A 24,791-nucleotide genomic window follows, 5' to 3' on the forward strand; every position below is an offset into this window, starting at 1 on the left:
AAGGTGCAGGCTCTTAAAAGCCTGCACCTTCTCTTTTCTGTATCATATAATGGCGTCCGTTTTAATTACTTCAATATCGTCACGCTTCAAATCTTCTATAAAATCAGTCACAATACTTTGAACGGCATCTTCCCGGGACATACGGATATATCGACTGGTTTTCTGAATATCTTCCTCGAACAGACGAAGTATCCTGCTCATGGCTTCCTGATCTCCGCCTCGTGCTAATTGGAGCAGTTTGATGAACTCAGCATCTGAGATAATTGATTCAGCATTTTCTTTTTCCATTTATTCACCGCCTGTTGGGATAGCTTCAGCTCTCTTGCAATCTGTGCTTCGGTTTTGTCTAGTATGTAAAGGTCAAAGATGATGGCTTTTCCGATCTCAGATGGTAGAGAGTTAATGAGCTGTAGAGTGTACATTTTAGAGTTTGCAGAGTCTGTAAAAGATGGAGTAGCGACGGCTTCGTTCTTTTCCATGACAAATTCATGATTGGTTTGCACCCGGGCACGATACTGGATTCTCCATGCAATGCGGTACAGCTTCTTACGATATTGTTCGACCAATGTTAGCTGAGACTTATTCATCATAAACTACCCTTTCTCTTTGGATTTGGCTTTTCGAAATCCTCATATTATAGGGTAATTTGAGAACACATGTTACAACCAAAAAAAGAACATTTGTTCTTATTTATTATACAATTTTTTGAACCGGTTGTATACGACGATTTTTATTTACCTTCCTTCGTATATGCTGAAAAGGGGGAAACCATCGCAAATGGATGACGCTCTTTCTCTAGTTACCAACGTAGGCTTTCCGGCTGGACTTTGTTTTATTTTGTTGCGGCATATCCTGCACACTATGGAAGAAAAGCTGGATAAGCTCGATGCGGCAAGCCTGACGAATAACGAACACAAAAAAGCTCCAATCGACGATGATCCGCCGATGGAGCCTTTTTTCCGTTCATTCGCGTATTTATATTTCTGTAAATCATTTTCTAGTTTGAGCTTGGTCATGTCCAGCCTGTTCAATACGCTTCACATCAGATGCCGACAGCCCATACGCCCAGTTGCTTTGCGGAGGCACGACCCATACGGTATCCGGGTCACCGTTCACCGTCCAGCCCTGATACACCTGCTGCGACTCATCCTGCTGGCCCAGCGATACGCTTAGCGTAAAGCGGTGAACAGGTTTGTTCAGCTCGGAGGCTTTGCGCAAGGACTGGCTGCTGGCCAAATTTTTGATTTGCTGCGATAAGGAGGTCGCCGTATCACTGGTTACCGACTTTCCATTCAGCGTCCAAGCTGTGGAAGAGCTTTCCCCGGTTTGCCCATCACCGGATGACTTAAGCATCCAGGATGCCGACTGGCCTTCCCACTCCAGTCCGCTCAGCTTGTCATCATCCCAGTCGAACGGCGTCGTATCCGTAAAATCGGCCGTACCCAGTAGCAACCCGGAAAGGGTATCCACAGGTACGGAAGCTACCTCTTTTTTATCTGACAGCACATAGACAGCATCGCCGGAAGGCAACGTTTCGCCAAAAGCAAAGGTATGCACGCTTCCATCCTTGTTCTTGATCTGAATTTGGTTGTTGGTGGCGCTGATTCCGTATTTGGCTATGTCTTTTGGAGAAGATTCCACCACCTCACCGAGCTTCACGTTTTGAATAGCGGCTAACCAATTGTCAATCGTATAGCCGTTTAACGGATAAGACTGCGGCTTGCTCATGCTCCATTTGCCGTCACGTTGATTAAGCTCCACTGACTTGCCGTCCTTCCCCGTTATAGCGAATGACGTAATGTCCCCCTGCGTAAGCTGAACCAGTTGGCGAGCCGCAGGAGCTTGTTCACGAAAAAAGTTTTGGCTCTTGGCATAGACTATACCCGCTCCCAATACAACTAACAGCAGCACGGTGGGTATCCATTTTCTCATGCTCTTCTTCGCCTCCACCATAATAAGATTCCGGCCGCCGTGAACAACAACGGCAATCCGATCACGGATAGGGTCAATATAGCCTTCGCTTGCGCAGGAGTTAAATAAACCACCTTATAATCCTGCTCCTGACGAGGGCGAATGGTAAGCCCGTCAGATTGTTCCTGCACATAATTCAGACTATTCAGCACAAAATCTCGATTGCCTCCTGTGCTGATCTCGGTGTCGCTCAGAAGGGCCGACGTTCCAAGAATAATCGCTTTGGGCTTGCCGTCTTTGCCATCTACCGCGTACCCCAGATCAAGCGGCCCCTGCAGGTCCTTATCATCCTTCTGTGTTTCGTTGTTCAGCAGCCCCTGAATATTCGTTTCGCCATAGCTGGCGGCAGAAGATTTGAGCAAGGCCGTAGTCTTCCCATTCTTCTGCTCCCCCGCTTGCAAAGCAATAGACAGCGAAAGAACCGGGTACAGATTGGAGGCCGCCAGCTTATCCGTAATCGCATGACTACCAAAGGTAGGCACTGTAAACAGAGGCCCAAGCGTATTCGTCTGCTCCTGATCCACCACGATCGCATGTGTATCCTTCACACCGTAATCAGCCGCCAGTGCGTCGAGGTTTTTCCAGTCCGATTGCATGTTCGGATGAAAGCCCAACGCCAGAAAAAGCTTTCCACCACCCTCCAAATAGGTGCGAATGCTTTTCAGCTCCGTCACGCTGATATCTCGTTGTGGCCCCACAATAGCCAGCACCGATGCATCTTTAGGCACGCTACCGGCCTGATTGAGCTGCACTTCTTCGGTTTTTACATTATCCTGCGCCAGTGAGTTGCTCAATCCGGTCATTTGGGACAAAGGGATTTCCTCATGCCCGGTCAGGAAACCGACTTTTCCCTGACGGGTAGATGATAGCCCCAGCAGTCCGCTGGTCAGCTTTTCCTCTCCGGTAAACTGGTACGCCCCCTCGCTACTTCCCTGTGCCTGCGTAAACAGACTACCTATATCAATAACACGTTTCTTCTCACCCTGAACCAGCACGATGGATGCTTCGGTGACACCATATTCCTTGGCCAGCAGCGGCTCCTGATTCAGATCATATTGCTCGACCTTGAGCTTGCTGTTACGCTTGGCGTACTCACTGAGCATATCCGTAACGTCCCGGTTCAGCTTTTGATTTTGCGAAGTCGATACAGTAAAAGCAATCAGCCGCACGTCTTCCTTCACTCCCTGAATGGCCGTCAATGTCTGATCAGACAACGTATACTGCTTGCCTGCCGTCAAATCCAGCTGAAAGCCTCCCAGCGAACGCAGAAACAGCGTCAGCAAAATAAAAATACCTATAGCAGCAACCGACAATACCACACTGTTTGTATGACCCAGCCATTTTTTCATGTTCATCACCTCCACCGTTTCCGTTCGACCACCTGGATGCTGAATAGCAAAAAGAGCGCCGCCACCGTCACGTAATACAGCACATCGGCTCCGTTCAGCAATCCTTTGGTGAAGCTGTCAAACCGTGCGGTTAGTGAAAAAGGCTCCAGCCATTGCTGCAAGGCCGCAGATGCGCCCGTTTGGCCACCAAACGAATCCAGCATCCAAAACACGAGCAAAATAATAAAGCTGACGACCGCGGACATCATCTGATGCTGCGAAAGCGTCGAAGCGAACAGACCAATGGCCATCATGGCTGCACCCAGCATAAATAGACCGATCACAGACGTAAATACCAGTGTCCAATCCAACGCCCCGTAAAAGGACATTACGACCGGATAGGCCAGGCTGCACAGCACCAAAATGAGCAGCATGCCCAGCGATGCCAAAAATTTACCCACAATCATTTCCGTCACACTCACAGGCGAGGTAAGTAACAGCTCATCCGTACCCTGCCTGAATTCCTCCGCAACCAGCCTCATCGTGAGCAGTGGGACGACAAACACCAGCATGGACAGCGTATCACCGAGTACCAGCCGGTAATCCAAGATGCTTGGCTGATACATGACAAAATTCGTGTAAAAGAGTAGTCCCGTCAGCAGCATGTACACCGCAAGCGCAAAATACGTTGTCGGCGTCCATAGATAGGCTTGCAGCTCTTTTTGACAGACCGCGAACAAACGCCTCATGGCCGTTCACCTCCTGTACTTTTGTTTTGCCCGGCCTTGTCGTTGCTGGACGCAGCCTTCTCGCTGTCCTCCGTAACATCTGCGGAAATTTCACTTTCCGTCGATTGTTCGACTTGTTCCACTACATTCACTTGATCGGCCTGACCTGCTTTCGACTCGCGAGTGGTTAACTGCTGGAATATATTTTCCAAGCTAAGGCTTTCTTTTTTCAACTCCAAAATCGGAAGCTTCGCACCAGACAGCACATAAAAAAGCTCCTCACGGAAATCCTCACTGGAAGCGCCTGTCAGTAACAGTCCGGTCAAATTTCGCTCCGTTGCAGTCAGCTTTGTGTCAGCTTGAGGCAAGCCAGATGTTAATAGCTCCACCTCTACTTTTCCCCAGGCACCAAGAACGTCCAACACCTGCTCACGGCTGCCTTTTACCTCCACTTTCACCTTAAATCCGTCCTCCATCGAACCCCCGAGCGCGTCAGGCCGTCCATCCAGCACCAATTCACCCTCATGAATGATAAGAACCCGATTGCACAAAGCGTCCACCTCGGGCAAAATATGCGTGCTGAGCAGCACCGTATGATTCTCTCCAATCTCCTGAATGAGCTGGCGAATTTCCAAAATCTGATTCGGGTCCAAACCTGATGTCGGCTCATCCAGCACCAGCAAATCCGGGTTATGAATAATCGCTCCCGCCAGCCCCAAACGCTGCTTATAACCTTTGGACAGACTGCGTACCAGTTGCTTTTCACGCCCGTTCAGCCCAAGCCGGGAAATCATCTCGGAAATGCGCAGCTTTTGCTCTCTCGCAGGCACATCTCGAATGCTCGCCACAAACTTTAAATAGGATCGAACGGACATATCTCCATACAGAGGGGGCGTTTCCGGCAAATAACCGATTTTGGAACGGGCCTGTCTGCCCTGATCCTGAATCGGGATGCCGTCAATCGTAATCACTCCCTCATTCGGCTGGAGATACCCTGTAATCATGCGCATCGTCGTCGTTTTGCCTGCACCGTTTGGCCCCAGAAACCCGACAATCTCACCACGCTGCATTTCAAAATCCAGCTTATGCACGCCCCGATTGCCCTCATACCACTTGCTCACCTGCTGCACCTTGAGCACACGCTTCACCCTTTCTTTTATCATATGGCAAAATCATAGTCTTTCACTGTAACTACCCATTCGTCCCTGAACTAAAAAAGTTACATATAACGCCACTACGCAGACAGATGGTGCTTCGCTTGTACAGCATCATTCCGTTTACTCCGTTTTTAATGTTCATTTCTCTAGTTCAGCTTACCCCTCATGCGCCTCACGCAACACTTTTGAACTCTAATGTTAATCCTTCACATATAACTCCAGCTTAAAGTTACTTAAATATAAGCTTAAGAAAATATGTCTAAAATGTGAACGAGAGAATGTGCTTTTATACTCGTTAACTTGTACGGTTTGTCCAAATATTCATTTGCATGAGCCTTACTGTTATGAGTTGGGACTACTGCGCCAAGCATGTGGTTTTGCCAGAGAAGCAGTGGAGCGCTCCCCCGAGGATTCCCGCCTCAGCCACAATTATATGCTGATTCAATCCAGGCCTCCATAGATACCCACACCCCGTCCTTTTTCTGGAATGACTTGGTATATAAGCAGCTTTCGATTGCCGAAGGGGGTTATTGCTATCAAAGTTCTATTTACCTTTTATATACCCAGCGGCGGCGTGGAAACCTTTGAACCGCCAACGCTGCAAGGTGCTCAGCCAAGACGGGATTGAATGCCATCTTCTCTACTATCAGCAGGGTTCGGGGATGCAAAACTTGCATGGAGATATTCCGGTGTTTATGACGTCCTCCGAGGGAGATATTCGTAGTCTGATACACACTCACTGTTACGATGCCATCGTCGTCTCGTCAGATTACCAGATGCTTGCCAAACTGCGCATGTTAGGCTATCAGGGTGTGCTAATCTATGAATCACAGGGCTTCGGTCTGCACGTGGAAGCTGCATTGGTTGTAGGCGAAGCCACACCGTTTCTTCAAAGATACGCCAATGCAGTGCTGCTACCCACCACTACCCATCTGGTCGAACTATTTTCCAGCATGTGCCCTTGGCTTGATCGTTATGTATTTCCCAATGTGCTGGATACCAGCGTGTTTCACTATGTTCCCACCTGACCAGCCCGGTCATTGCATGGATTGGGCGACTAGAGCCGAACAAAAACTGGAGGCATTTTATCGATATCTCTTACTGGATGCTGCAAAACCGACCGGATCTTCGCATCTGGATGTTCTATGATGATACTCTTTCACAGCCAGAGGATAAGATACAATTCGAGAACATGGTTACACAGCTTGGCTTGTCCTCGATTGTAGAACGTTTCAACAACGTGCCTCATGCCAAAATGCCTATGTATTACTCCATGATTGGCGATTCAGGCGGGTATCTGTTGTCCACTTCGCTGGTAGAGGGATTTGGGTACGCCGTAGCTGAGGCCATGGCTTGCCGCTGTCCCGTACTCAGCTCCGATTCTGACGGAGTCCGAGCCTTCATCGACCACAACATAACGGGTAAATTTTATGCACAAGGAGATATCTTGCAGGCGGTATTGGAGGGACTGGATCTGATGAACAACGTGCCCCACCGCGAATCCATTCGCCAGAAGGGGCTGACAAGGATCGTCGACCTGCTGGCACCGGATAAATATGTGCAATCCTTCCGGCAAATGATGAATGCGCTGGGCGTGAGGTAAGCTATTATTTTAATGAATGTCCGAAAAAGTCACCTTCCATGTTGCCGTCTGTACTCCATCAGCAGTTGCCGCAATACGTCCGTTGACCGCTTCAAACACCACTTCCGCCACCACGGGTACGGATGCCTGCCACGGCTCTTTCGGACTTTTTTTGCAAAACCGCCAATATCGTGGCTCCAGCTACGTGAAGCCGCTCAATCCAAAGGATAACCCGGCTCTCAGAAAAGCGGCCATGCCGCAATCGGTATTTTCCACATCATTTTTCTTCTTCGGTACCCTTTTTATCCATGATGATCGTATCCTTTAGTGTTTAAATCATAATATCTTCAACCACAAATACAAACCCAAAAGCGTGAAAAAAAGCGTAGGCAAGGTCAGAAGTACACCTGTTTTGAAGTAGGTTCCCCAACGAATCTTTATGCCTTTAGAAGTAAGCACATGCAGCCAGAGCAGCGTAGCCAAGGAGCCAATGGGTGTCATCTTGGGCCCTAAATCTGACCCGATTACATTGGCGTAAACAAGTGCCTCCCGGATCATTCCCGTTGCGTTCGTAGCATGGATCGCCAGTGCATTAATCATGACCGTAGGCATGTTGTTCATCACCGAAGAAATGACCGCAGCCATAAAACCCATAGCCATCGTAGCCACAAACATCCCCTCGTCTGCTGCCGCTTGAATAAGATGAGACAGCAAATCTGTCAAACCCACATTACGCAACCCGTATACTACGACGTACATCCCGATGGAGAAAAATACGATGGCCCATGGCGCGCTTTTCAAGACTTCTTTGACAGGTACGACAGGACTTTTACGAGCTATAAATAAGAGAATCACAGCAATGATTGCCACAATTACAGATACTGGAATGTTGAAAAATTCGCTGATCAGATAACCTGTAAGCAGGAGGGTCAGGAAGATCCAGGAAAGCCGGAACATTTTCGCATCCTTAATCGCTTTAGCAGGAGCCGTTACATGAGCAACATCAAACTTCTCTGGAATGCTTTTACGGAAAAAGAGATACAGCACTAACATGCTCGCAGCTATTGAAAAAAAATCCGGAATCATCATGCGGCCTGCATACTCCATAAATGTGATGTTGAAGAAATTGGTCGTCACGATATTAACCAAATTGCTGACGACGAGCGGAAGCGAAGCCGTATCTGCAATAAAGCCACTGGCTATGATAAAAGGGAACACCCTTGTTTCTTCAAACTTGAGCGCCCGTACCATCGCCAGCACAATGGGAGTCAGGATCAAAGCGGCACCATCATTTGCAAAAAAAGCAGATACTACCGCTCCCAGCAAAGTCACATACATAAACAGCCTAATCCCTTTTCCCTTCGCAGCCCTTGCCATATGCAAAGCAGCCCATTCAAATAGCCCGATCTTATCCAGCACTAATGAAATGAGAATAATAGCTACAAAAGTCAGCGTGGCATTCCACACGATTCGGGTTACTTCCCATACATCTTCAATATGAACCACGCCAACAAGCAGAGCTAAAATGGCTCCTCCACAGGCTGACCATCCAATAGACAGATTCTTGGGCTGCCAGATCACCAGTGTCAAAGTTAACAGAAAAATAGTACATGCCAAGAAAACCGATAACACGCTCAAACCTCCAATTCAGGATGTATAATCATATTAAATCATATTAAATCATTTTATAAGCATATGCTCACAGAAACAACTTTTCAATCGGGTCTTTAGCAGGAGCAAGAATTCGAATCAGGTCCGCAAGCTTGTTTCTTCTTTATTTAAAAGCATGCCTTATCCATTAGCAAATTCTTCTGAATCCAGAAATTGTTATTTAATGAAAACACGTGTAGACATCCTTTCAAGAATGGCAAAAGGCGGCAGCCTCCCATCAGGAAGCTGTCGCCTTTCCGTGTATTGATATTGATTATCCCGTCACCTTGAACCGTCCAATCAACTGGCGCAGCTCGGCGGACATCCCCTTCAGACTATCCGCCGATTGGCTGACGCCTTCCATGGAGGTTAGCTGCCCGTCCGAGGCTTCTGCAATCAGGTGGAAGTGTTCGGCTGCATGCCGTGAAATTCCTTCCATCTGGTCCACGGAAGCTGCGACTTCCTCAGAAACAGAAGTGATCTCCTCCGAGGCAGCCGATACCTCCTGCAATTGTGTCGTGATCCGTTCCAGACCGGAATGGATATGGCCAAAGGATTGTCCAGCCACATTTACAATGTCCATTCCGGCCTTGGCTTCAAGGGCGCTTCCTTCCATCCGTTTGGACAGCTCGGAAGTCTGCTGCTGAACCGAGGTGATGATGCCTGCGATAACCGCCGAGGACGACTGGGATTGAATCGCCAGCTTCCTTACCTGGTCGGCTACCACAGCAAAACCACGCCCATGCTCTCCGGACCGGGCCGCTTCTATCGCTGCATTCAGCGCGAGCAGATTGGTTTGTCCGGCAATATCCGTCATCAGGGAAAGTACCTCTCCGATTTCCCCGGAATGCTCCTCCAATTGTTTGGTGGCGGCGACCATCGCCGCTGTGGAGCCTACAATGGATTTCATTTGATCCACAGCCCTGACAATGGCTTCATTTCCCTGCTGCGCATTCTCGGTAGTTTCCTGCGACAAGTCCGCTACAATCGCGGCAGATTGTGCAATCCGATGCATGCTGGAGGTCATGTTTTCCATGCCTTTATTCATCTCCATGGCATGGAGTACCTGGGTTTCTGCCCCCACTTCAGCTTCTTTAATATGCGTGAAAATATTCTGACTGGCTTCTGCTGTAGAGTGGGCATGACTGGACACATCCCCCGATGAAGACAGAAGCTGGTCCGAGCCTTTACGGATACCCTCAATTACCGTTCTTGTATCCGTTACAAGGACCCCGAACGCCGAAGCCAGACGGCCAATTTCATCCTTACGATTCGTTTCAATAACGACCGTCAGATCGCCTTCACCAACCTTGGCAACGTCTCTGGTTAACCTTAATAACGGACGAGTCAAATATTTGGCTAGTGCAAAGACCAGCAGAATACATACTGCCAGCACAACCCCAGCCACAATAAGCATTGTTCTCCTTGATGCCTCCATCAGTTTGTATACTTCTGTCGCATCCAAATCTGCCCCGACAACTCCTATGATGCTGCCGTCCTTGCCTTTAATCGGAACATAAGCCGAGACGGTCGCTCCGTATTCATCCTTCGTCAGATCGCCTATGGAAGCCTCGCCAGTTTCAAAAGTATGCAGCATCCCCGGGTACACATTCTTTTCGGGAGTGCCCAGCGACGAATAGCCCTCTTTGACCGTGGAAGCAGCCACGCCGTCAACGATATACTCATAGCTCGTTTGGCCCCCATTTACCACTTTACCCAGGGTGTATAAATACTTGAATCCGTTAGCTTCCTTCAGCTTGTTAAGCTGATCGCGCAGCTCATTAAAATAGACGTTCTCTCCCCCGACAACGGGTTTAATGTCTGTATATTTTTCCACGTTAATCATTGCTGCGGCCCTTTCGGCCACCGCTTTGGCCTGCTGGCCCATGGAGCTCTTCACCAGTTCGCTCGAAGAATGATACGAGGTAAAACCCAGAATGGCTCCACCGATGACAATAAGACCCGAAAAAAACAACACCATACGTGACAACAGACTGTTCAACCTGCCAACACTCCTTTAGATAATCCAACTTATGTATTTCACATCATTTTATATCAAGTATGTCTTTTTGCCTATCCTTTTTAGTTAAATCGCCCCATATTTCCTATTCCATATCAAAATTGAAGTATGTTTTAGCATAAGGCTCATAGGAAGGCGATGAAGCCCAGCTTGAAAAAATTGCGTTTATCCAGTTTCGGGTAATACTGCTGCTTCATTTTCAGATCGTCGCTGACCCCTTTGAAAGACGCTGCACCTGTATGGGTCATGATTGCAAAAGGCCCCCTATATCCAACAATAACGTACATGTGACCAGTGTTATGCCTATTATTCTTAAAGTAGCTGCCATGCTATACACAAAAAAAGAGGCTGATCCCCCCAGCCCCTTCCTGAATCCCACGCTCTCCCGCTACACGCCTTCTTTGCCTGAACTCATACTGCCCATGTACGTTTCCTTCAATCCGGCAGAGATGCCATATAGCGGCTCCCAACGAAGCCAATGTCTCGCGACTACGTTGCTAAGACAGCTATGGTGAATGTCTCCCGCCCGCGCTGCTGAATACACGGGCCGAACGAATGAACCGTGCAGCTTTAGCAAATCGTAGGCCAGCCGATTGATGGACGTGGTTCGTCCCGTACTCACATGTACCGTACGTTGATCCGCTGCACGTATAGCCGCCATATTGGCTCTGACTACATCCTTGACGTACACAAAATCACGGGTTTGTGTTCCATCGCCGTGAATGAGTAAGGGGCTTCCTTTTTTCAGCCGATCCATAAAAAGAGCGACTACACCGCCTTCTCCCTTCGCCGCCTGACCGGGGCCATACACATTGCCGTAACGCAAAATCGTGTAATTTATGCCATATAACCGATGAAAAAGCCGGACATACGATTCTGCGGTCAGCTTGGAAAGCCCGTAGCCCGAAATTGGCTCCACGGGATCGTCTTCGTGAATACATTGCTTTTGCAGTTCACCATATACGCCGAATGTGGACGCAAATATCAGCTTGGATACACCGGCTTCATGACAAGCCTGCAACAGATGAATCGTCCCCATCACATTCACATCTGCGTCCTCATCTGGTCGATGGATGGATTGCTGGATATCGGCCTGTGCCGCCAAGTGAAACACAATATCCGGGCTTTCCCGAATGAGCAGCGTCCGGGTCTCGGAGCTGCGAATATCCGCCATATGCATGACCGCGCGCGGGTCCACATTTGCGACATTCCCGGTCGTCAAATTATCCAGCACATGCACCCTGATACCCGAATCAGCAAGCGCACGTACCAGATGGGAACCGATAAATCCGGCTCCCCCGGTGACCAAAGCCTTCACTAGCGCACCCTCCTTTTGAACCGAAGCAAGCGTCTTCCCTTCCTTCCCATCATGTTATGCGGCGCTCTACAGCTTAGCGCAGGCACAAACACAGACACCAAAGACAATCTAAGACATACCTTCCAGATGCTCAGACGTGCAGCCTGACGTTTGCCAGCATACAGCGCCACATCTCATCCAGTCCAGCGGTCCCGCATACGGACGCAGTCCGTTTTTATCCAGATGAATGGAAGGCAGGCCATGTCCTCCCAGGCTGAATACAGCGTCTTTTAGCAAACCAAGAGCACTCATTAAGTAATGCAGCCTTTTGATATATACCAGCCGTGAAGGACAAATAATGACCTTTTTTCCTACGGGTCGTGTCATGTCCGTTACATTTTCCTCGATTTCCCAGAAATGTTCAGTATCCAGGCCATATTGGAAAGTGGCAAGCTGTTGCTCAGGCACTTCAAACTCACGAACGAGCGTCTGCTTCATCCATTCCGTAGATGTAATTGTAATATCAGCGGATATAGCGCCATAGTGCTCTAGCGCCCAATAATATTTCCACATCAACGATTCTCGATATCCCGGCTCCTGATCTCGTTCAAGCGCCATCATAACCTCGCGGGCCAACGAGCCGTGAATATTGGCCACGAGTGCGCTATCCTTACGTTTGACCCGGCTTAGGGCGCGTGTCGCAATGACATCCTGTGTATGAATGACGTCATACTGTTCAATTCCAAAATACGCCGCCGCCAGTTCCATGCAATATCGGTCCTTTTCCACCGTCTGCACCCAGGGGTCCTTGTGTAATTATAGAGAGGGATATTGGATGGGTAGTACACGAACTTAATCACGCCGGGCACGTACAACGGACTCGGATCATAACCCCCGTGATGTTCACCGCGATTTCTCCCCGTGTAATCTGATTGGAGCCAGCGGTAAGCAGCACGGGTGTATCCCATGTTATCCCCTAATGTAATCTCCAAAGCCCAGATAAATAAACCACCGGAGGAGCAAAGGTTGCTCCATTATCCGTAGAGCGGTAGATCGCGACAGCCCTGTTTTCATTTCCCGAAAACACATGTGCTGATACGATAAAAATATTTGGAAGCAGATAGGCTACCATTCCCCCCTCAGCTCCTGTATATCCCGGCGGAAGCGGCAGTAAAGTATCGGTCCAGTTCGCCCCAGCATCCAATGAACGATACAGACCAATGAGAGGGGGCCCGCTACTAAAGTCAGCAGCGACTGCCACTACAATATTGGGATCCAACAAATTAACGGCGACACTAGGCTCAAACTCGGGCAAACCGCTGGGTGTCATCTGAAAATTAAAAGGCATGATGAACATTCCTTTCATTGCAAATGGGTAATAATGGAATGGGTATCTCCAAAAATGCACCTTTTTTTGGCATAGCCTACCGTCAAGCATACAAGCTTTCTATTCAGTAGATTCATAGTATAGGAGCATCCCTTTGGGGTTTTTCCAATATTCTGTTTTCGAAAGGATGATTCATTGGGCTTTTACAACCGGCTATATGACAAACACCAGAGATTTTGGTACTGCCTGCTCCAATGTAGTCTCCGCTACACCCGCAAATGTTGTGCTTTCCAACTTCGGACTGGACCCATTCGGCAATGTCGTACAGGGGCATCGTATGCTTCAGTCGGAGATGACCACGATTCCGTCTCTGTCTCCAGTTGTCTAAAAGCAGCCCCGTTCCAGAGCCTGATGCAGCCTGTGGGTGTAATACACGTGATTCCATTCCGGCGGCACTGACTGAACGCCTCGGCTGCTGCCTATGGTGGAATGGTCATCTGTATAAAAGGAAAAGGCATGTGTATCCTGTAGCGGGCGCAGCAAATCGGTCAGATACAGCAGATCCGTCACAGCGATATAAGGTTTGACACCGTAGCACACAACAAAGCGGGTCACCGTTTCCCCAATGGCCTGAACCAGTGCTTCCGTGACAGAATAATGCGGTCTCGGCGTTACAATTAGCCGAGGATCGAGCATCATTGGCAGGAAAGAGGCGGCTCCCTGTTCCGGCGTTAGATCCAGCAATCGTATCATACCATTGCTGTAGTGCTGCTCCAGCAGGTTATCCAGCAACGGCTCAGCTTGAGTCATATCTATGACAGGCATTAAAATGGTCATTTCAAGCGGAATACCCCGGCGCGCTCTCGCCTCATACTTGGCGATTTGAAATGCGTGCCGCCAGCGTCGATGTTCCTTCTGGCTGTGCAAGCTGGCCGATACACTAAAAGCGGAATTCACCCGGTAATCCATAAGAACCTCCGGGATGAATTTCATGCTGCACGTCTCGGTCAGCCGCAGCCAGTAATCATAATCCTCCACGGGTTGCAACCGATAGCCGCTGATCCGGCGGGCATATTTACTCTTGTACATAAATGAAACCCCAACAATGCTGGCGTTCAGTAGTTCCTCATGCGACTGGCTCTGATACCGGATCAGCGCTTGTTGGTTCTGCTCGTCATACAGCGGGTTCCCTCCGGCGTCAACCTGGCGGAAGGTGGAGAATACAAGGCCGAGCGAATCCGGCCCTTGCACCAGTTCCTGCCGCAATCGTTCTACAAATGAAGGATAATATACATTGTCACTGGATACCCAGGTCACATATGTGATCGCAGGATCTTGGAACAACTCGTCAACCCCCCGGTTGAGGACATGGGGTACTCCTTTGTTCTCAGGAAGTGTAATCAACTGAACGCGAGGGTCCCCCCCTGACAGACTTCCGGCTTTATTAGGAAGGACCATTCAACAACTGACTGAAGCGATCTTTGTAACGCAACTGGGTGATGTGGTATTCGTGTTCAATAGCATTCCAGTGCTTTTTCGTCCCCATTTCATCATGCCAACGGTAGTTGACCAGCGGTTCGTTCAAAAAAGGAAACGGGTAGCCCGCCAGCATGACTCTATACCACATATCCAGATCATGCGTGTACGGTAGTTGCTCATCGAACAGACCGATATGCGCAAACAGCTCCTTTTTAAACATGACCGTGCATCCGTTGACCGGATTTCCTTTCTGGAAAAAACGGTAAAACTCCGGCAGGGAGGGAAACACAGGCGCTGCCTGATGGCTTGTAATCTGGCTGTAGTTATTGATGAAATTGAAATTGGTGTGAGAGATATACGCGCCTTGCTCCATCATAAAAGATACCTGGTTGTTTATTTTGTCCATATGATAGGTATCATCTGAGCTGAGCCATGCAATGTATTCGCCGCTAGCATGCCGGATGCCATGATTCAGTGCGCTGGCCGTTCCTCCATTGACTTTACCTAAATAATGTATATACGGAAGATAAGGCTGAAGCATCTCGGTATGTGTCGTGGAACCGTCATCGACGACAATAATTTCAAGCGGACCGTAGGTTTGCTCTAATGCGCTTTGCAGAGCCTGATTCACGTATCTACAGTTATAAAATGGAATGACGATCGTTACACTCGGTCTCATATCGTTCCTTCCTTTCTGGCTCGGCGGTATCGAATCATATCCTCCAGCGATTGCCCCAACTGTATAATCGGCCTCCACCCCATGTCCTCCAGCTCTTTGGCCCGGTATGCATCTGTAGACGCTGACTCTACCGTGTCCCCCCATTGGATGGAGACAGGTGTCTCTGCCAGTGCAACCATACGTTCCACGATGTCGCCCAGCTCCACGATGCGACCTGTACAGACCGGGTAAACCTGCCCCGGCACACCTTGCTCCAGCAGCACACCGTATGCGCGAACGGCATCGCGCACATCGAGAAAATCACGCTGCGCATGCCGGGAAGATACCCGGAACGGTGCAGATGCAGGTAAAGGCTCAGAAGCTGATTCGGTTGCCGACTCCTTGTACGTGCGCTCCGTACGGATGATATGACCCGCCAGCAATGCGCAAAAGCCGGTGGAGGGACCTGGGCCAATCAGATTGCAAGGCTCCGCCAGCATGACGGATTGGCCGAACAACGCGCTCCAGGAGAGCGCGACTGCCTCTTGAAGGCTTTTGCTGAGACTGTACGGATGCGATGGAAGATACGGGGCCTGTAAAGCTGCTTTCAGCCGGGAACCGGCCACGACAATCCGGGCTGTGGGGAATGGGCGAAGCGCATCCAGCAGATACAGCGTGGACAGCACATTGGATTCCATGTAGAGCAGCGGGCATTGCCATGATTCGGGCACCGAATTTTTACCACCCAGATGAAGCACATAATCCGGCGCAATCTGGCCGATCACTTCGCGAAGACGTTCCTTATCGAGCAAATCGCATACATAAGACGTGATGTAAAAGCTGGTGCCAGAATCTGCGCCGGCGTTCTCATCACCGTTCAACTGCAAGATCAGCTCCCGAGCGGAAGCAGCCGTGCGGGTCAGCGCCGCTACCTCCCAGCCGAGCTTTGCAAAATGGCGGCAGGCGTGTATCCCGGTATAGCCCGCCGCTCCGGTAATTACAATAACGGGCCGACGTTGTTCCGCTGTGCTTCTGTCCATTCCAGCAGCTCCTTCAGCATAATGCTGTAGTGAGAAACATCGTAGAGCAGATCGGTCCGGGTAGAACGAAGTGTCCGGTCTTGCACCGGCTCATCCTTCGGCACGATCCGAATATCCTCCCTCTTCCAGATGTCCTTGAACAACAGCAACAGATCATGCTTGCTAATCGGTTCAGGATGAACCAGATGAATGAGTCCATCCAGCGGCTCATTCATCAACACCCGTATAGCCTTAGCCAGCTCCAGTGTTGTAACCCCGTTCCAAAAGACTTGGCGATATCCGTCAACGTCCCCACTCTGCTGCAAGAACCAGTTCAGCAGACCAATGCCCCCCGGCCGGATTTCCGGACCGATAATGGAGGTGCGAATCGTCAGATGTCCCGGTGCCTTCACTTCTCCGAGTATTTTCGTCAATGCATAGGCGCTTGTCCCGTCAGGCTGATCCGTCTCTTGATATAGACCCGGCACCCGCTTCCCTTCAAATACGCAGTCCGTGCTGATATGAATGAAACGGGCGCCGATGCTATCCGCCGTCCGCTGAAGAAGGTGCGGCAGCAGACCATTAATTTGATATGCTGTAACCTGATCCTCTCCGGCATGCTGGTTCAGCACACCTACCGCGTTAATAATGATGTCAGGCCTCACGCTCCGCACCAACTGCTCCACCATAAAACTGTCGTTCACATCCAGCAGAAGGCCACCTTTATTCTTGGAATCACGTGTGGTGTAGAATACGTTATATCCGCCCTGCTTTTGAAAGTAATTGACCAGCACATGGCCTGCCATGCCGTTACCGCCCAAAATAAGAAGCTTCATTTAATGAACCCCCCGCTCTGGAGAATGCTTCGTATCTCCTTTTTGGACATCAGATTGAACTCCGAGCTAAAGCTGCTGAACGACACTGGAGGACATTGCTTGTAGCGATCTTTTAGTTGAGGGATATTCAGCGTTGGCAGAATGATCAAATATTGCTCGTCGTACACGACCGTCGTCAGACTTTCATAGTCGCTCATCAAAATCTCATGAATTTTCTCGCCGGGACGGACACCTTTTTCTACAATTTCTACATTCTTCACGCCCGAATCCTCGATGAGCACCTCTGCCAAATCCACAATGCGGCAGGTTGGCATGGTCATGATAAATATTTCGCCGCCGACACTTTCCACCGAAGCTTTGAACAGGAGGCTGATTGCATCACGCAGAGTCAGGAAAAAGCGGGTCATGTTCATATCTGTAATTGAAACGGTACTCTTTTGGCGAATCTGGCTCTGAAAGAGATGCACCACACTTCCGTTCGTCCCCAATACATTGCCACCACGCACCGTAACGAACTGCGTATCGCTGTTCAGCAAATTGGCGTAGACAATCAGCTTTTCACCAATTGCCTTGGTCATCCCGTAAAAATTAGATGGGTTCGCGGCCTTGTCAGTCGATATATAAATGACTTTCTTTACTTGATTGACGACAGCGGCTTCGATCACATTTTGGGTGCCTACCACATTCGTTTTGAGCGCTTCATAGGGCTGATCTTCACAGACAGGTACGTGCTTGAGAGCCGCCAGATGGAATATATAGTCCACACCCTGGCAGGCGGTAACCAGTGCGTCCTTATCTCGAATATCCCCAATGCAGAAGCTGAGCCGTTCATCCTCAAACTGCCTGTTCATCGCCACCTGACTGGATTCTCCGCGCGAGAAGATAATAACCTCTTTGGGGTTACGCGGCAGTAACTGGGCAACCAGCTCATGTCCCCAGGAGCCGGTACCACCGGTAACCAAGATACGTTGGTTTTCAAACATGCCGTTTCCCTCCAAGCAGAAATTTGACTACCTTATCAGACACATCCTGCGCCAGATATCCTGCGGGACACTGCCACTTATGCTTCATCCCGGTCATTAAGGCTACTGCGTTCGCTATGACCTCTCCATCCAGTCCAGACACGATATTGCTGCCGCAATCTACGGTTTCTGGCCGTTCCGTCGTCCGGCGCATCGTAACCGTCGGCACACCCATGACGCAGCATTCCTCCTGTACGGTGCCGCTGTCCGTCAAAGCGCAGCGGGCATGCCGCTCCAGCAGTACGAAGTCAAAAAAACCGAACGGTTCGTGGAACTCCACCAGCGGATCAAGCTGAATCGGCGGATGGCTCGCGATACGAGCGGCGGTACGGGGATGAATACTGCAAATGACCCGCTGTCCGGACTGCTGTGCTACCCGATTCAGGCCATCCAGAATAGCCAGCAAATGTGGCGGATAGTCGACATTTTCGGCTCTGTGGGCAGTTACCAGGAAATATTGCCCCTGCGACAGTCCCAGCTTTTTCAAAATGTCACTGCCGGACACCTCTTTCTCGTAATGCTGCATCACTTCGTAAATCGGGTTTCCGGTCAATATAATTCGTTGGCTCGGAAAGCCTTCCCGTATGAGATGCTGCTTGCTTTGCTCCGTATACGGCATATTAATCGTAGAAATTGCGTCAATGACGCGGCGATTCTTCTCTTCCGGCACATCCAGATCGTAGCAGCGGTTACCCGCCTCCATATGCACGACCGGGTAGCCCATACGTTCCGCAAGCAAGGCACACAGGGCGCTGTTCGTATCACCGAGCAGCAGCACATGATCCGGGCGCTCCTTGTTTAAAATATCCTCCATCTGCGAGTACATGGCAGACAACTGTTTACCCAGCGTCCCCGCCTTCTCCTGAAGCACATAATCCGGGGCACGCAGCCCCAGTTCGCGGAAGAATTGCCCGCTCAGGCTTTCCGTATAATTTTGGCCCGTATGCACAAGCACATGCTGATCCGCATGGCGATCCAGCTTCGGAATGATCAGGCTGAGCCGTATAATTTCCGGCCTTGTGCCGAGCACGGTCAATATTTTCATCGTGTTGGAACCCACCTTTGCTGTCGTTGTTCTCCAGCAGAATGTCTGTTCTCCAGCTAAACGTTCACCTCAACGGTCCGGCGTGCTTTCACCCGGACCGTTGTCTTTTGTGGCGTCCAGCCTTGAGCGCTCGTCGCTTCCGCTTGTGCGGATGCAGATGCCTCAACACAGACTTGAGCTTGAGTTTTCGTTTGAGCTTCTGCTTCAATCTGAGCTTCTGTCCGGACTTGGATTTCGGCAGAAGCCCTGACAGCGGAAACCAGTGAATGCGATGGCTCCTGCTGCTGGTGTTGCTCTTACCCTTGCGCTTGCGATTGCAATTGCAATTGCGATTGCGATTGCGCGGTCTGATATGCTTGCGTCTCGCCCGAATGCCACGCTTGCCGTGATGCAGGTCTGGCTGTGGCTCCGGTACAGGAGCGGGTAGCTGTGGCAAGCCCGGAATGGCCGCATACTCGATAGGTGGCAGACCGAGCACAGACAGTTGGCAAACCACCGATTCGGGAAATTCTCGAATAGTGCTGGTATATGCCTCCGGTATAGCGGTGACCTGACGTAGCCCTTCTCCCTCCCGCGTCCATACCGGACCACCCGGCTGCTGAATCAGCGGGAACCACTGCGGATCATGACAAATCCATTGGCTGACCATGACGTGCAGGTTGTTTTGATAGGAATCAGGTCCGTATACACGTGTAGCCGCGCTGTGGTTCCGTACACCAATCTGTTCCATTTCCTGGGGATGATTGAGCAGATAGCCCACTTTTTCCGCCAACATATCGCTGTTTCCCGGCTCTACCAAAAACTCAGTATTTCCGGTCGCCTCCATCAGCTCCACAAGTCCTCCCTGCGCAAAGGCCACAACCGGCTTGCCGTAAACCAGCCCCTCCAGTGCCGTCAGACCCAAGCCTTCCTCCACCATGCTCGGGATGACAACCATATCCATAGCGCTATAGGCGGTGGAGACAGATACCTCAAATGAGCTGAACTGGAAGCGGCGGCTGTAACGGGATTTACGGATTAAAGAAACGCATTTCACGTAATATTCCGAGTCCACCGAGCTGCCGATGATCCAGAAGCGGCAGCTCGAATTCGTTTCACACAGCTTCAGAGCCATTTGAACAAAAGGCAACAGTCCTTTGGCTTCGTAGATAAACGAAGAAATATAACCAATACAAATATGCGATTCCTTCAACCCCAGCTTTTCACGTTTGCGTTTCCGTTGCAGCACATGCTCTTTGTGCGGCGGCATATCCATATCTCGACAAGGAGACAACACCGTATGCGGACGTGTCAGCCCCGCCCCGTGCAAAGGTCGCAAGACGGCTTGCGAAATGCCGATGACCCATTGGCTGTAACGCTCGATGATGGAGACCGAGATAGGTGTATGCTCATTCTGGTTAATGACTTCGGTTATTTTCCAGACCACCGGAATATTCAACTCATGGGAAGCCATCGCGGGCATGACGTTCACACAGGTATTGACCAGCACCACATCTGGACGCGCTTGCTGTAGCAACTGGAGCAACGGTGCGTACAAAGCATGGTTTCGCAAATTCTCCGCATCTTGCGCCAATCCCTCATACGGGGTATACATGCCGTGCAGCATGGACAGGCTCTGAATTTGGACAGTAATCCCGCGCTTGCGGGCAATCGTGGTCAGCCGCCCTTCACCGGGCGTCACCAGAATACAGTCGAAGTACGTACGAATGTCTACACAAAATTGCAATAACAGCTTCTCCGCTCCCGTAATGCTGCGGACATTGCTGACATGGCTGAATAGCATCATTCTCGGTTTGATCGGAGTTCACCTCCTTTAAAATAGCGACTATCGGGCGTATGAACCGAATTAAGGAAATACGACCGACAGTAGCTGGTCAATCCGGTGACCGTACGTATGCTCACGCAGGGTCCGTTCCAGAGCACGTAGGGCAATCTCACGGCGTTCCTTTTCGTGTGTCAAATAAAACTCAATCTTCTCCAGCAGCTCCTGTTGGGAACTGTACGTCTCGATCTCTTCCCCCGGCTTGTAAAAACGAGCCAGATCATCCCGTGTGTCGGTCAGCTGCAAGGTGCCGCTGGCAGAAATTTCGAACGTGCGCGGATTCGGCGACAGCCCCGGAATTTTCAGCGCATTGTTATTCACTGAATCATCCTGATGCGAACGATGAAGATTAATGACAATTTTGCTGCCGTTATACGCATCATTCGTCTCGACCGGAGACATCCAGCGGCCCAGTTCGATTTTATCGATGTACGATTGATAATTAGGGAGACGATCCCACCAACTTCCGTTGATTTTAATATTACGGGCCATGAGCTGCGGCATAATCGGATTAAAGAAATAGATGCGGTTCCAGTAGGCCGAGCCGGTAAACCCGATTTCACGCCGTACGGAAGCGGGAAAGCTAAGGGGGAAATATTGAGTCAGAAATGCCGCAAAGGGCAAGTAATGTACAGATGAGCAGCCGAGTTGACGGTACAATTCGATGCAATTCAGTTCCAGCGTGAACACATGGTCATAATACGAAACAATTGGAATCGTCGTGTCCGTGTAATAGGGATCATCCGTTAGCCAGATCGCGGTCGGAATGCCCAACTGACGTACCGCTTTCACCTGCTCCAGCGGAAGATCCATCCCATCCAGCGCCAGCATCAGATTCGGACGGACCTGAGCAGCAATATCACCAACTGGCTGACGTGGATCAGTTACGGTAACCTGAGCCGTCATACTTTGCAATGTGGTAATAACCGCTTCATCCAGTGGAGAATAGGGAAGACCTTTACCCGAAGCTACATACAGTACATGGATTTGCCGAAAAGGGAAGACCGCCTTCGTACGGGCAAGAATCGCATTGGCGCGTCCGCGCAAATAGCCTTCGTCGTAGCCGTCATGGGTTCCCGCAACTTTCCCCTTTTCCCAGGAGGTTGTAGCCGGGTCAAACGGTCCTGTCGTAGATAGGGTCATCACTTCACTCCTCACTGTTTTTGGTGTTACTTTAGGCCATCGCCTTGTCCAGCAATTCTTCCATACGATTTGTGTACATATGCTTTTGCATGGTGGTGTGCAGCCCGCGCCAAGCCATGCGTTCACGTTCCCAGTCATGCTTGAGATAGTAGCCCAGCTTGACCTTCAGCTCCTCTGCTCCACCAAAGGTTTCAATGTCATAGCCTGGTCGGTAATAGCGGTTCAGATCCTTCCGAATGTCCGTGATCTGGAGCGTGCCGCAGGCAGCAATTTCATAGGTCCGGGGATTAATGGACTCCGCTGATAACTGATGCGTATTCCGGTTATCCAATCCGGGGTCCGTCGGACGGTGCAGATTGATCACAATTTTGGAGCCGTTATAATATTGGGCTGTTTCCTCCGCCTCCATGAAGATTGGACGGATAAATCGTTCCAGTACATCCCGACGGGTCAGCCGATCCCAGCTTCCACCCACGATCAGCACCCTTTTGTCCGCCAAAAAAGGAGCGAGGTGGTCAAACAGCTTCACGCGGTTCCAGAAGGCATTCCCGATGAAGCAAATGTCATGCTGGTGCTCCCGCTCTACCCGCCGGGGGTAAAAGATCCGGGCTGACGCAGCAAGCGGCAAATAGTATACCTGTGCCACTCCCTGATCTCGATAAAACGGCAGGCATGACATCTCATGCGTAAATACAACATCGTAGGATTGGCAGATCAACGCCGTATCCTCTGTAAAATAGGGATCATCTACAAACCATATGGCTGTCCGAATGCCCAGGCCCCGTATTTGCTGCACCTGCTCCAGATGATCCGGTGGAAAAACATGCAGCCCGTTCATGACTAGCACGAGGTCGGGTCGATGGGCCTCGGCGTCAGCCAGCATCGTGGCAGGAGTACCGATGACCCATTCGCTGCATACTTGGCTTAATGCCTCTTGTACCCCTGTGTCTATAGCGGCGAAGCCTTGTGGAATATACAACACTTTCAACTGGCGAACAGCAGGCTTCGTAGCCACGATCTGTGACAGAGCAGCCGTGCAACCGCCCATTCTGCGTCCTTCCCGGTAGCCACATCGATAGGCTTCGCGTTCATTCCCGCTTCGTTGATCGTTCACATCCTTCACCCTGTCCTGTTGTTGGATAAACTTCTGTCACTCCTAAACTATATGCGGAGGGGTCAAACACATCATGGACGACTGCCACTGCCCGGACAAAATTGGCGTTTGCCCGTCCATCTGGCAAACGCCAAATAACCCCGAAGCTGTTAGCTTCGGGGGATCAGCAGCAATAGATGATGTTCACGGTTTACTGGGCCTTGTAAGCGACTTGGTGTCCATCTTCGTAGCCTTTGGCAAAGCCTGAATTGAAGCCCTCGTTATAGGCCGCATCATATCCCTGCTGGAATGCCTGTGGATCATGCTCCAGCACTACAGGCTCGGGCTGTGAATTCTCCGCAGCCGGGGCTGTCGTCGGGGTGGGCTGAGGTTTTTTCTGCCGACGCAGATGATGGCGTCTTCTGCGAGCGGAGTGAAGCCCTCTTTTACGCCGTCTTAAAGCAAGCAGACGTTTCCTTCTCAGCTTTAATCTTCGAATGCTCAAACGCCGGGTGCTTTTGCGTCTCTTGCGGACTTTTCCCCGCGTGACACGTTCCCACCTTATTCTCATTTTCATTCCTCCTTAGGTTCCTCGTCGTTGTTTCGTTTTTGGAACAGGTAACTGGAGCCACGGCTGAGTCGGTTTTCCATACACCTGCCGTCTTAATGGGATGCCCGCCAACATCTGCGTGATTTCCCCCTGGTAGTTGCTGAGCATACGAATGGTTTCCTCCAGACGGGTAGCGGACATATCCGCATGGGGCGTCAAGTCCGCAAGACTGCTCAGCATCCGGGCAACGGCATGCTGGCTGGCAGCAATGGACTCCATCATATCCAGCTTGATCTCACGTTCACGCCTCATGCTCATTAGCTCATATCCCCCGATCCCATTCCTCCCATCATTCCTTCCATTCCGCCACCTTGCTGCTCATCCTGATCCAGTAATGCCTTGAGATTACTGCACAGTCCGGTTTGAAGCCGGGTTAAACCCTCCAGCATTTCCACCATCTGCTCATGAATTTCCAAAGGCCGTCCCAATTGTTCTTCATCCGTGTCAAATGCGCGAGGCTCCAGATGGTTCAGCGTCCAATTACGCATTTTTTCGGCTTCTACCGCCTTGGCCTCCAGGATCATGGACACATTCCATTGCATTTTGGAAGCTGCGTCCAGCATATGAATCATTGCTTTTTCCCTACTCATGTGTTCACTCCCCGCCCTCGGTTGGTACGTTACTCCTCGTCCGGATATGCCGTCTCTTTCACGACACGAACGAGCATTTCAGCCATTGCTTCCTGAAGATCGGCAATACCGTTCAAGTAGGCAACAATGCTTTTGTTTACTTGTCCCGAGCTGTTGAGAATGCCCGGAATTCCATCAAAACGCGGCTCTTCGTTCGGCAGTTCATGTATGATCTGCGACATGCGCACGACCACCTGTCGTTCCGCATCCAACAGCCTTGACATCTGCTGCTGCGAGTGGGAAATATGGATCAGCAAATCATCTACCTGGTTATGCATAAGCCCCTCCTTTATGTGCTCCGCCGTGCGGAACGCACGAATTGCCTACGGGCTTTCCGCTACTACAGCGTATGCGGAAGCGAGTAGTCGGTTCCGC

At 50.3% G+C, this 24,791-nt stretch carries 29 protein-coding genes; 4 read left to right on the plus strand and 25 right to left on the minus strand.

Going from position 1 to position 24,791, the window contains the following annotated elements:
- Positions 1 to 42 precede the first annotated feature (42 nt).
- The 6 genes from ACWGOO_RS16025 to ACWGOO_RS16050 form a co-directional block, all read right to left on the minus strand.
- Positions 43 to 201: a hypothetical protein gene (locus tag ACWGOO_RS16025; protein WP_452484997.1), complete on the minus strand. Its 159-nt coding sequence runs from the start codon at positions 199 to 201 to the stop codon at positions 43 to 45.
- A gap of 23 nt (positions 202 to 224) precedes the next feature.
- A complete protein-coding gene (locus tag ACWGOO_RS16030; protein ID WP_452485274.1) occupies positions 225 to 587 on the minus strand; it encodes a sigma-70 family RNA polymerase sigma factor in 363 nt (120 codons plus the stop codon).
- 403 nt (positions 588 to 990) lie between these two features.
- Positions 991 to 1,932: a DUF4340 domain-containing protein gene (locus ACWGOO_RS16035; RefSeq protein WP_452484999.1), complete on the minus strand. Its 942-nt coding sequence runs from the start codon at positions 1,930 to 1,932 to the stop codon at positions 991 to 993.
- Positions 1,929 to 3,320 (minus strand): GldG family protein, encoded by a 1,392-nt coding sequence (locus ACWGOO_RS16040; protein ID WP_452485001.1) that lies wholly within the window; start codon positions 3,318 to 3,320, stop codon positions 1,929 to 1,931. Before ACWGOO_RS16040 ends, ACWGOO_RS16035 begins: the two co-directional genes overlap by 4 nt.
- Positions 3,321 to 3,325: 5 nt before the next feature.
- Positions 3,326 to 4,048 carry an ABC transporter permease gene (locus ACWGOO_RS16045; RefSeq protein WP_452485003.1) on the minus strand — a complete coding sequence of 241 codons (723 nt, stop codon included), beginning with the start codon at positions 4,046 to 4,048 and terminating at the stop codon, positions 3,326 to 3,328.
- Positions 4,045 to 5,190: an ATP-binding cassette domain-containing protein gene (locus tag ACWGOO_RS16050; protein WP_452485005.1), complete on the minus strand. Its 1,146-nt coding sequence runs from the start codon at positions 5,188 to 5,190 to the stop codon at positions 4,045 to 4,047. The genes ACWGOO_RS16045 and ACWGOO_RS16050 overlap by 4 nt, the downstream gene beginning before the upstream one ends.
- 524 nt (positions 5,191 to 5,714) lie before the next feature.
- Here ACWGOO_RS16050 and ACWGOO_RS16055 point away from each other — a divergent pair.
- From ACWGOO_RS16055 to ACWGOO_RS16065, 3 genes are read left to right on the plus strand one after another with little or no spacing between them, the layout of a single operon-like run.
- Positions 5,715 to 6,212, plus strand: coding sequence for a hypothetical protein (locus tag ACWGOO_RS16055; protein ID WP_452485007.1), 498 nt, complete (start codon positions 5,715 to 5,717; stop codon positions 6,210 to 6,212).
- 59 nt (positions 6,213 to 6,271) lie between these two features.
- Positions 6,272 to 6,787 carry a glycosyltransferase gene (locus ACWGOO_RS16060; protein WP_452485276.1) on the plus strand — a complete coding sequence of 172 codons (516 nt, stop codon included), beginning with the start codon at positions 6,272 to 6,274 and terminating at the stop codon, positions 6,785 to 6,787.
- Positions 6,788 to 6,803: 16 nt separating this feature from the next.
- Entirely contained in the window at positions 6,804 to 7,094 is a 291-nt protein-coding gene (locus tag ACWGOO_RS16065; protein ID WP_452485009.1) for a hypothetical protein, read from the plus strand.
- 8 nt (positions 7,095 to 7,102) lie between these two features.
- Here the strand turns inward: ACWGOO_RS16065 and ACWGOO_RS16070 are convergent, their stop codons facing one another.
- The 6 genes from ACWGOO_RS16070 to ACWGOO_RS16095 all read right to left on the minus strand — a co-directional run bounded on the left by ACWGOO_RS16070 (position 7,103) and on the right by ACWGOO_RS16095 (position 13,063).
- Entirely contained in the window at positions 7,103 to 8,398 is a 1,296-nt protein-coding gene (locus ACWGOO_RS16070) for an arsenic transporter (protein WP_452485011.1), read from the minus strand.
- A 292-nt stretch (positions 8,399 to 8,690) separates the two neighbouring features.
- Entirely contained in the window at positions 8,691 to 10,418 is a 1,728-nt protein-coding gene (locus tag ACWGOO_RS16075) for a methyl-accepting chemotaxis protein (RefSeq protein ID WP_452485013.1), read from the minus strand.
- A 143-nt stretch (positions 10,419 to 10,561) separates the two neighbouring features.
- Positions 10,562 to 10,684, minus strand: a complete 123-nt coding sequence (locus ACWGOO_RS16080) for a hypothetical protein (RefSeq protein WP_452485015.1) — start codon at positions 10,682 to 10,684, stop codon at positions 10,562 to 10,564.
- Between the two features lie 140 nt (positions 10,685 to 10,824).
- On the minus strand, positions 10,825 to 11,754 hold the full coding sequence (locus tag ACWGOO_RS16085) for an NAD-dependent epimerase/dehydratase family protein (protein WP_452485016.1): 930 nt from the start codon (positions 11,752 to 11,754) through the stop codon (positions 10,825 to 10,827).
- Between the two features lie 108 nt (positions 11,755 to 11,862).
- Positions 11,863 to 12,522, minus strand: a complete 660-nt coding sequence (locus tag ACWGOO_RS16090; protein ID WP_452485018.1) for a glycosyltransferase — start codon at positions 12,520 to 12,522, stop codon at positions 11,863 to 11,865.
- Between the two features lie 187 nt (positions 12,523 to 12,709).
- Positions 12,710 to 13,063 carry a hypothetical protein gene (locus ACWGOO_RS16095; RefSeq protein ID WP_452485020.1) on the minus strand — a complete coding sequence of 118 codons (354 nt, stop codon included), beginning with the start codon at positions 13,061 to 13,063 and terminating at the stop codon, positions 12,710 to 12,712.
- A 214-nt stretch (positions 13,064 to 13,277) separates the two neighbouring features.
- Between ACWGOO_RS16095 and ACWGOO_RS16100 the strand changes: the two genes are divergently transcribed.
- The gene (locus ACWGOO_RS16100) at positions 13,278 to 13,448 is read left to right on the plus strand and encodes a hypothetical protein (protein WP_452485022.1); all 171 of its coding nucleotides are present in this window, start codon (positions 13,278 to 13,280) and stop codon (positions 13,446 to 13,448) included.
- Here the strand turns inward: ACWGOO_RS16100 and ACWGOO_RS16105 are convergent.
- The 13 genes from ACWGOO_RS16105 to ACWGOO_RS16165 all read right to left on the minus strand — a co-directional run bounded on the left by ACWGOO_RS16105 (position 13,445) and on the right by ACWGOO_RS16165 (position 24,694).
- Entirely contained in the window at positions 13,445 to 14,518 is a 1,074-nt protein-coding gene (locus ACWGOO_RS16105; RefSeq protein ID WP_452485024.1) for a glycosyltransferase, read from the minus strand. The two genes, ACWGOO_RS16100 and ACWGOO_RS16105, sit on opposite strands and share 4 nt — an antisense overlap.
- Positions 14,505 to 15,218 (minus strand): glycosyltransferase, encoded by a 714-nt coding sequence (locus tag ACWGOO_RS16110; RefSeq protein ID WP_452485026.1) that lies wholly within the window; start codon positions 15,216 to 15,218, stop codon positions 14,505 to 14,507. Before ACWGOO_RS16110 ends, ACWGOO_RS16105 begins: the two co-directional genes overlap by 14 nt.
- Positions 15,215 to 16,237 (minus strand): NAD-dependent epimerase/dehydratase family protein, encoded by a 1,023-nt coding sequence (locus tag ACWGOO_RS16115; protein WP_452485027.1) that lies wholly within the window; start codon positions 16,235 to 16,237, stop codon positions 15,215 to 15,217. Before ACWGOO_RS16115 ends, ACWGOO_RS16110 begins: the two co-directional genes overlap by 4 nt.
- Positions 16,195 to 17,052, minus strand: coding sequence for a dTDP-4-dehydrorhamnose reductase family protein (locus ACWGOO_RS16120; RefSeq protein WP_452485029.1), 858 nt, complete (start codon positions 17,050 to 17,052; stop codon positions 16,195 to 16,197). Before ACWGOO_RS16120 ends, ACWGOO_RS16115 begins: the two co-directional genes overlap by 43 nt.
- Positions 17,049 to 18,035 carry a polysaccharide biosynthesis protein gene (locus tag ACWGOO_RS16125; RefSeq protein ID WP_452485031.1) on the minus strand — a complete coding sequence of 329 codons (987 nt, stop codon included), beginning with the start codon at positions 18,033 to 18,035 and terminating at the stop codon, positions 17,049 to 17,051. Before ACWGOO_RS16125 ends, ACWGOO_RS16120 begins: the two co-directional genes overlap by 4 nt.
- Entirely contained in the window at positions 18,028 to 19,119 is a 1,092-nt protein-coding gene (gene wecB / locus ACWGOO_RS16130; RefSeq protein WP_452485033.1) for a non-hydrolyzing UDP-N-acetylglucosamine 2-epimerase, read from the minus strand. The genes ACWGOO_RS16125 and wecB overlap by 8 nt, the downstream gene beginning before the upstream one ends.
- 88 nt (positions 19,120 to 19,207) lie before the next feature.
- Complete coding sequence (locus ACWGOO_RS16135) at positions 19,208 to 20,905, minus strand: glycosyltransferase family 4 protein (protein WP_452485034.1); 1,698 nt, start codon at positions 20,903 to 20,905, stop codon at positions 19,208 to 19,210.
- 60 nt (positions 20,906 to 20,965) lie between these two features.
- Positions 20,966 to 22,084 (minus strand): CgeB family protein, encoded by a 1,119-nt coding sequence (locus ACWGOO_RS16140; protein ID WP_452485036.1) that lies wholly within the window; start codon positions 22,082 to 22,084, stop codon positions 20,966 to 20,968.
- 31 nt (positions 22,085 to 22,115) lie between these two features.
- Positions 22,116 to 23,207 carry a CgeB family protein gene (locus ACWGOO_RS16145; protein ID WP_452485038.1) on the minus strand — a complete coding sequence of 364 codons (1,092 nt, stop codon included), beginning with the start codon at positions 23,205 to 23,207 and terminating at the stop codon, positions 22,116 to 22,118.
- 181 nt (positions 23,208 to 23,388) lie between these two features.
- The gene (locus ACWGOO_RS16150; protein ID WP_452485040.1) at positions 23,389 to 23,748 is read right to left on the minus strand and encodes a hypothetical protein; all 360 of its coding nucleotides are present in this window, start codon (positions 23,746 to 23,748) and stop codon (positions 23,389 to 23,391) included.
- Between the two features lie 12 nt (positions 23,749 to 23,760).
- On the minus strand, positions 23,761 to 24,045 hold the full coding sequence (locus tag ACWGOO_RS16155; RefSeq protein ID WP_452485042.1) for a hypothetical protein: 285 nt from the start codon (positions 24,043 to 24,045) through the stop codon (positions 23,761 to 23,763).
- Entirely contained in the window at positions 24,045 to 24,377 is a 333-nt protein-coding gene (locus ACWGOO_RS16160; RefSeq protein ID WP_452485044.1) for a restriction endonuclease subunit S, read from the minus strand. Before ACWGOO_RS16160 ends, ACWGOO_RS16155 begins: the two co-directional genes overlap by 1 nt.
- 29 nt (positions 24,378 to 24,406) lie before the next feature.
- Positions 24,407 to 24,694 carry a nucleoside-diphosphate sugar epimerase gene (locus tag ACWGOO_RS16165; RefSeq protein ID WP_452485046.1) on the minus strand — a complete coding sequence of 96 codons (288 nt, stop codon included), beginning with the start codon at positions 24,692 to 24,694 and terminating at the stop codon, positions 24,407 to 24,409.
- Between the last annotated feature and the right edge of the window lie 97 nt (positions 24,695 to 24,791).

The organism is Paenibacillus sp. NPDC055715, assembly GCF_053617595.1.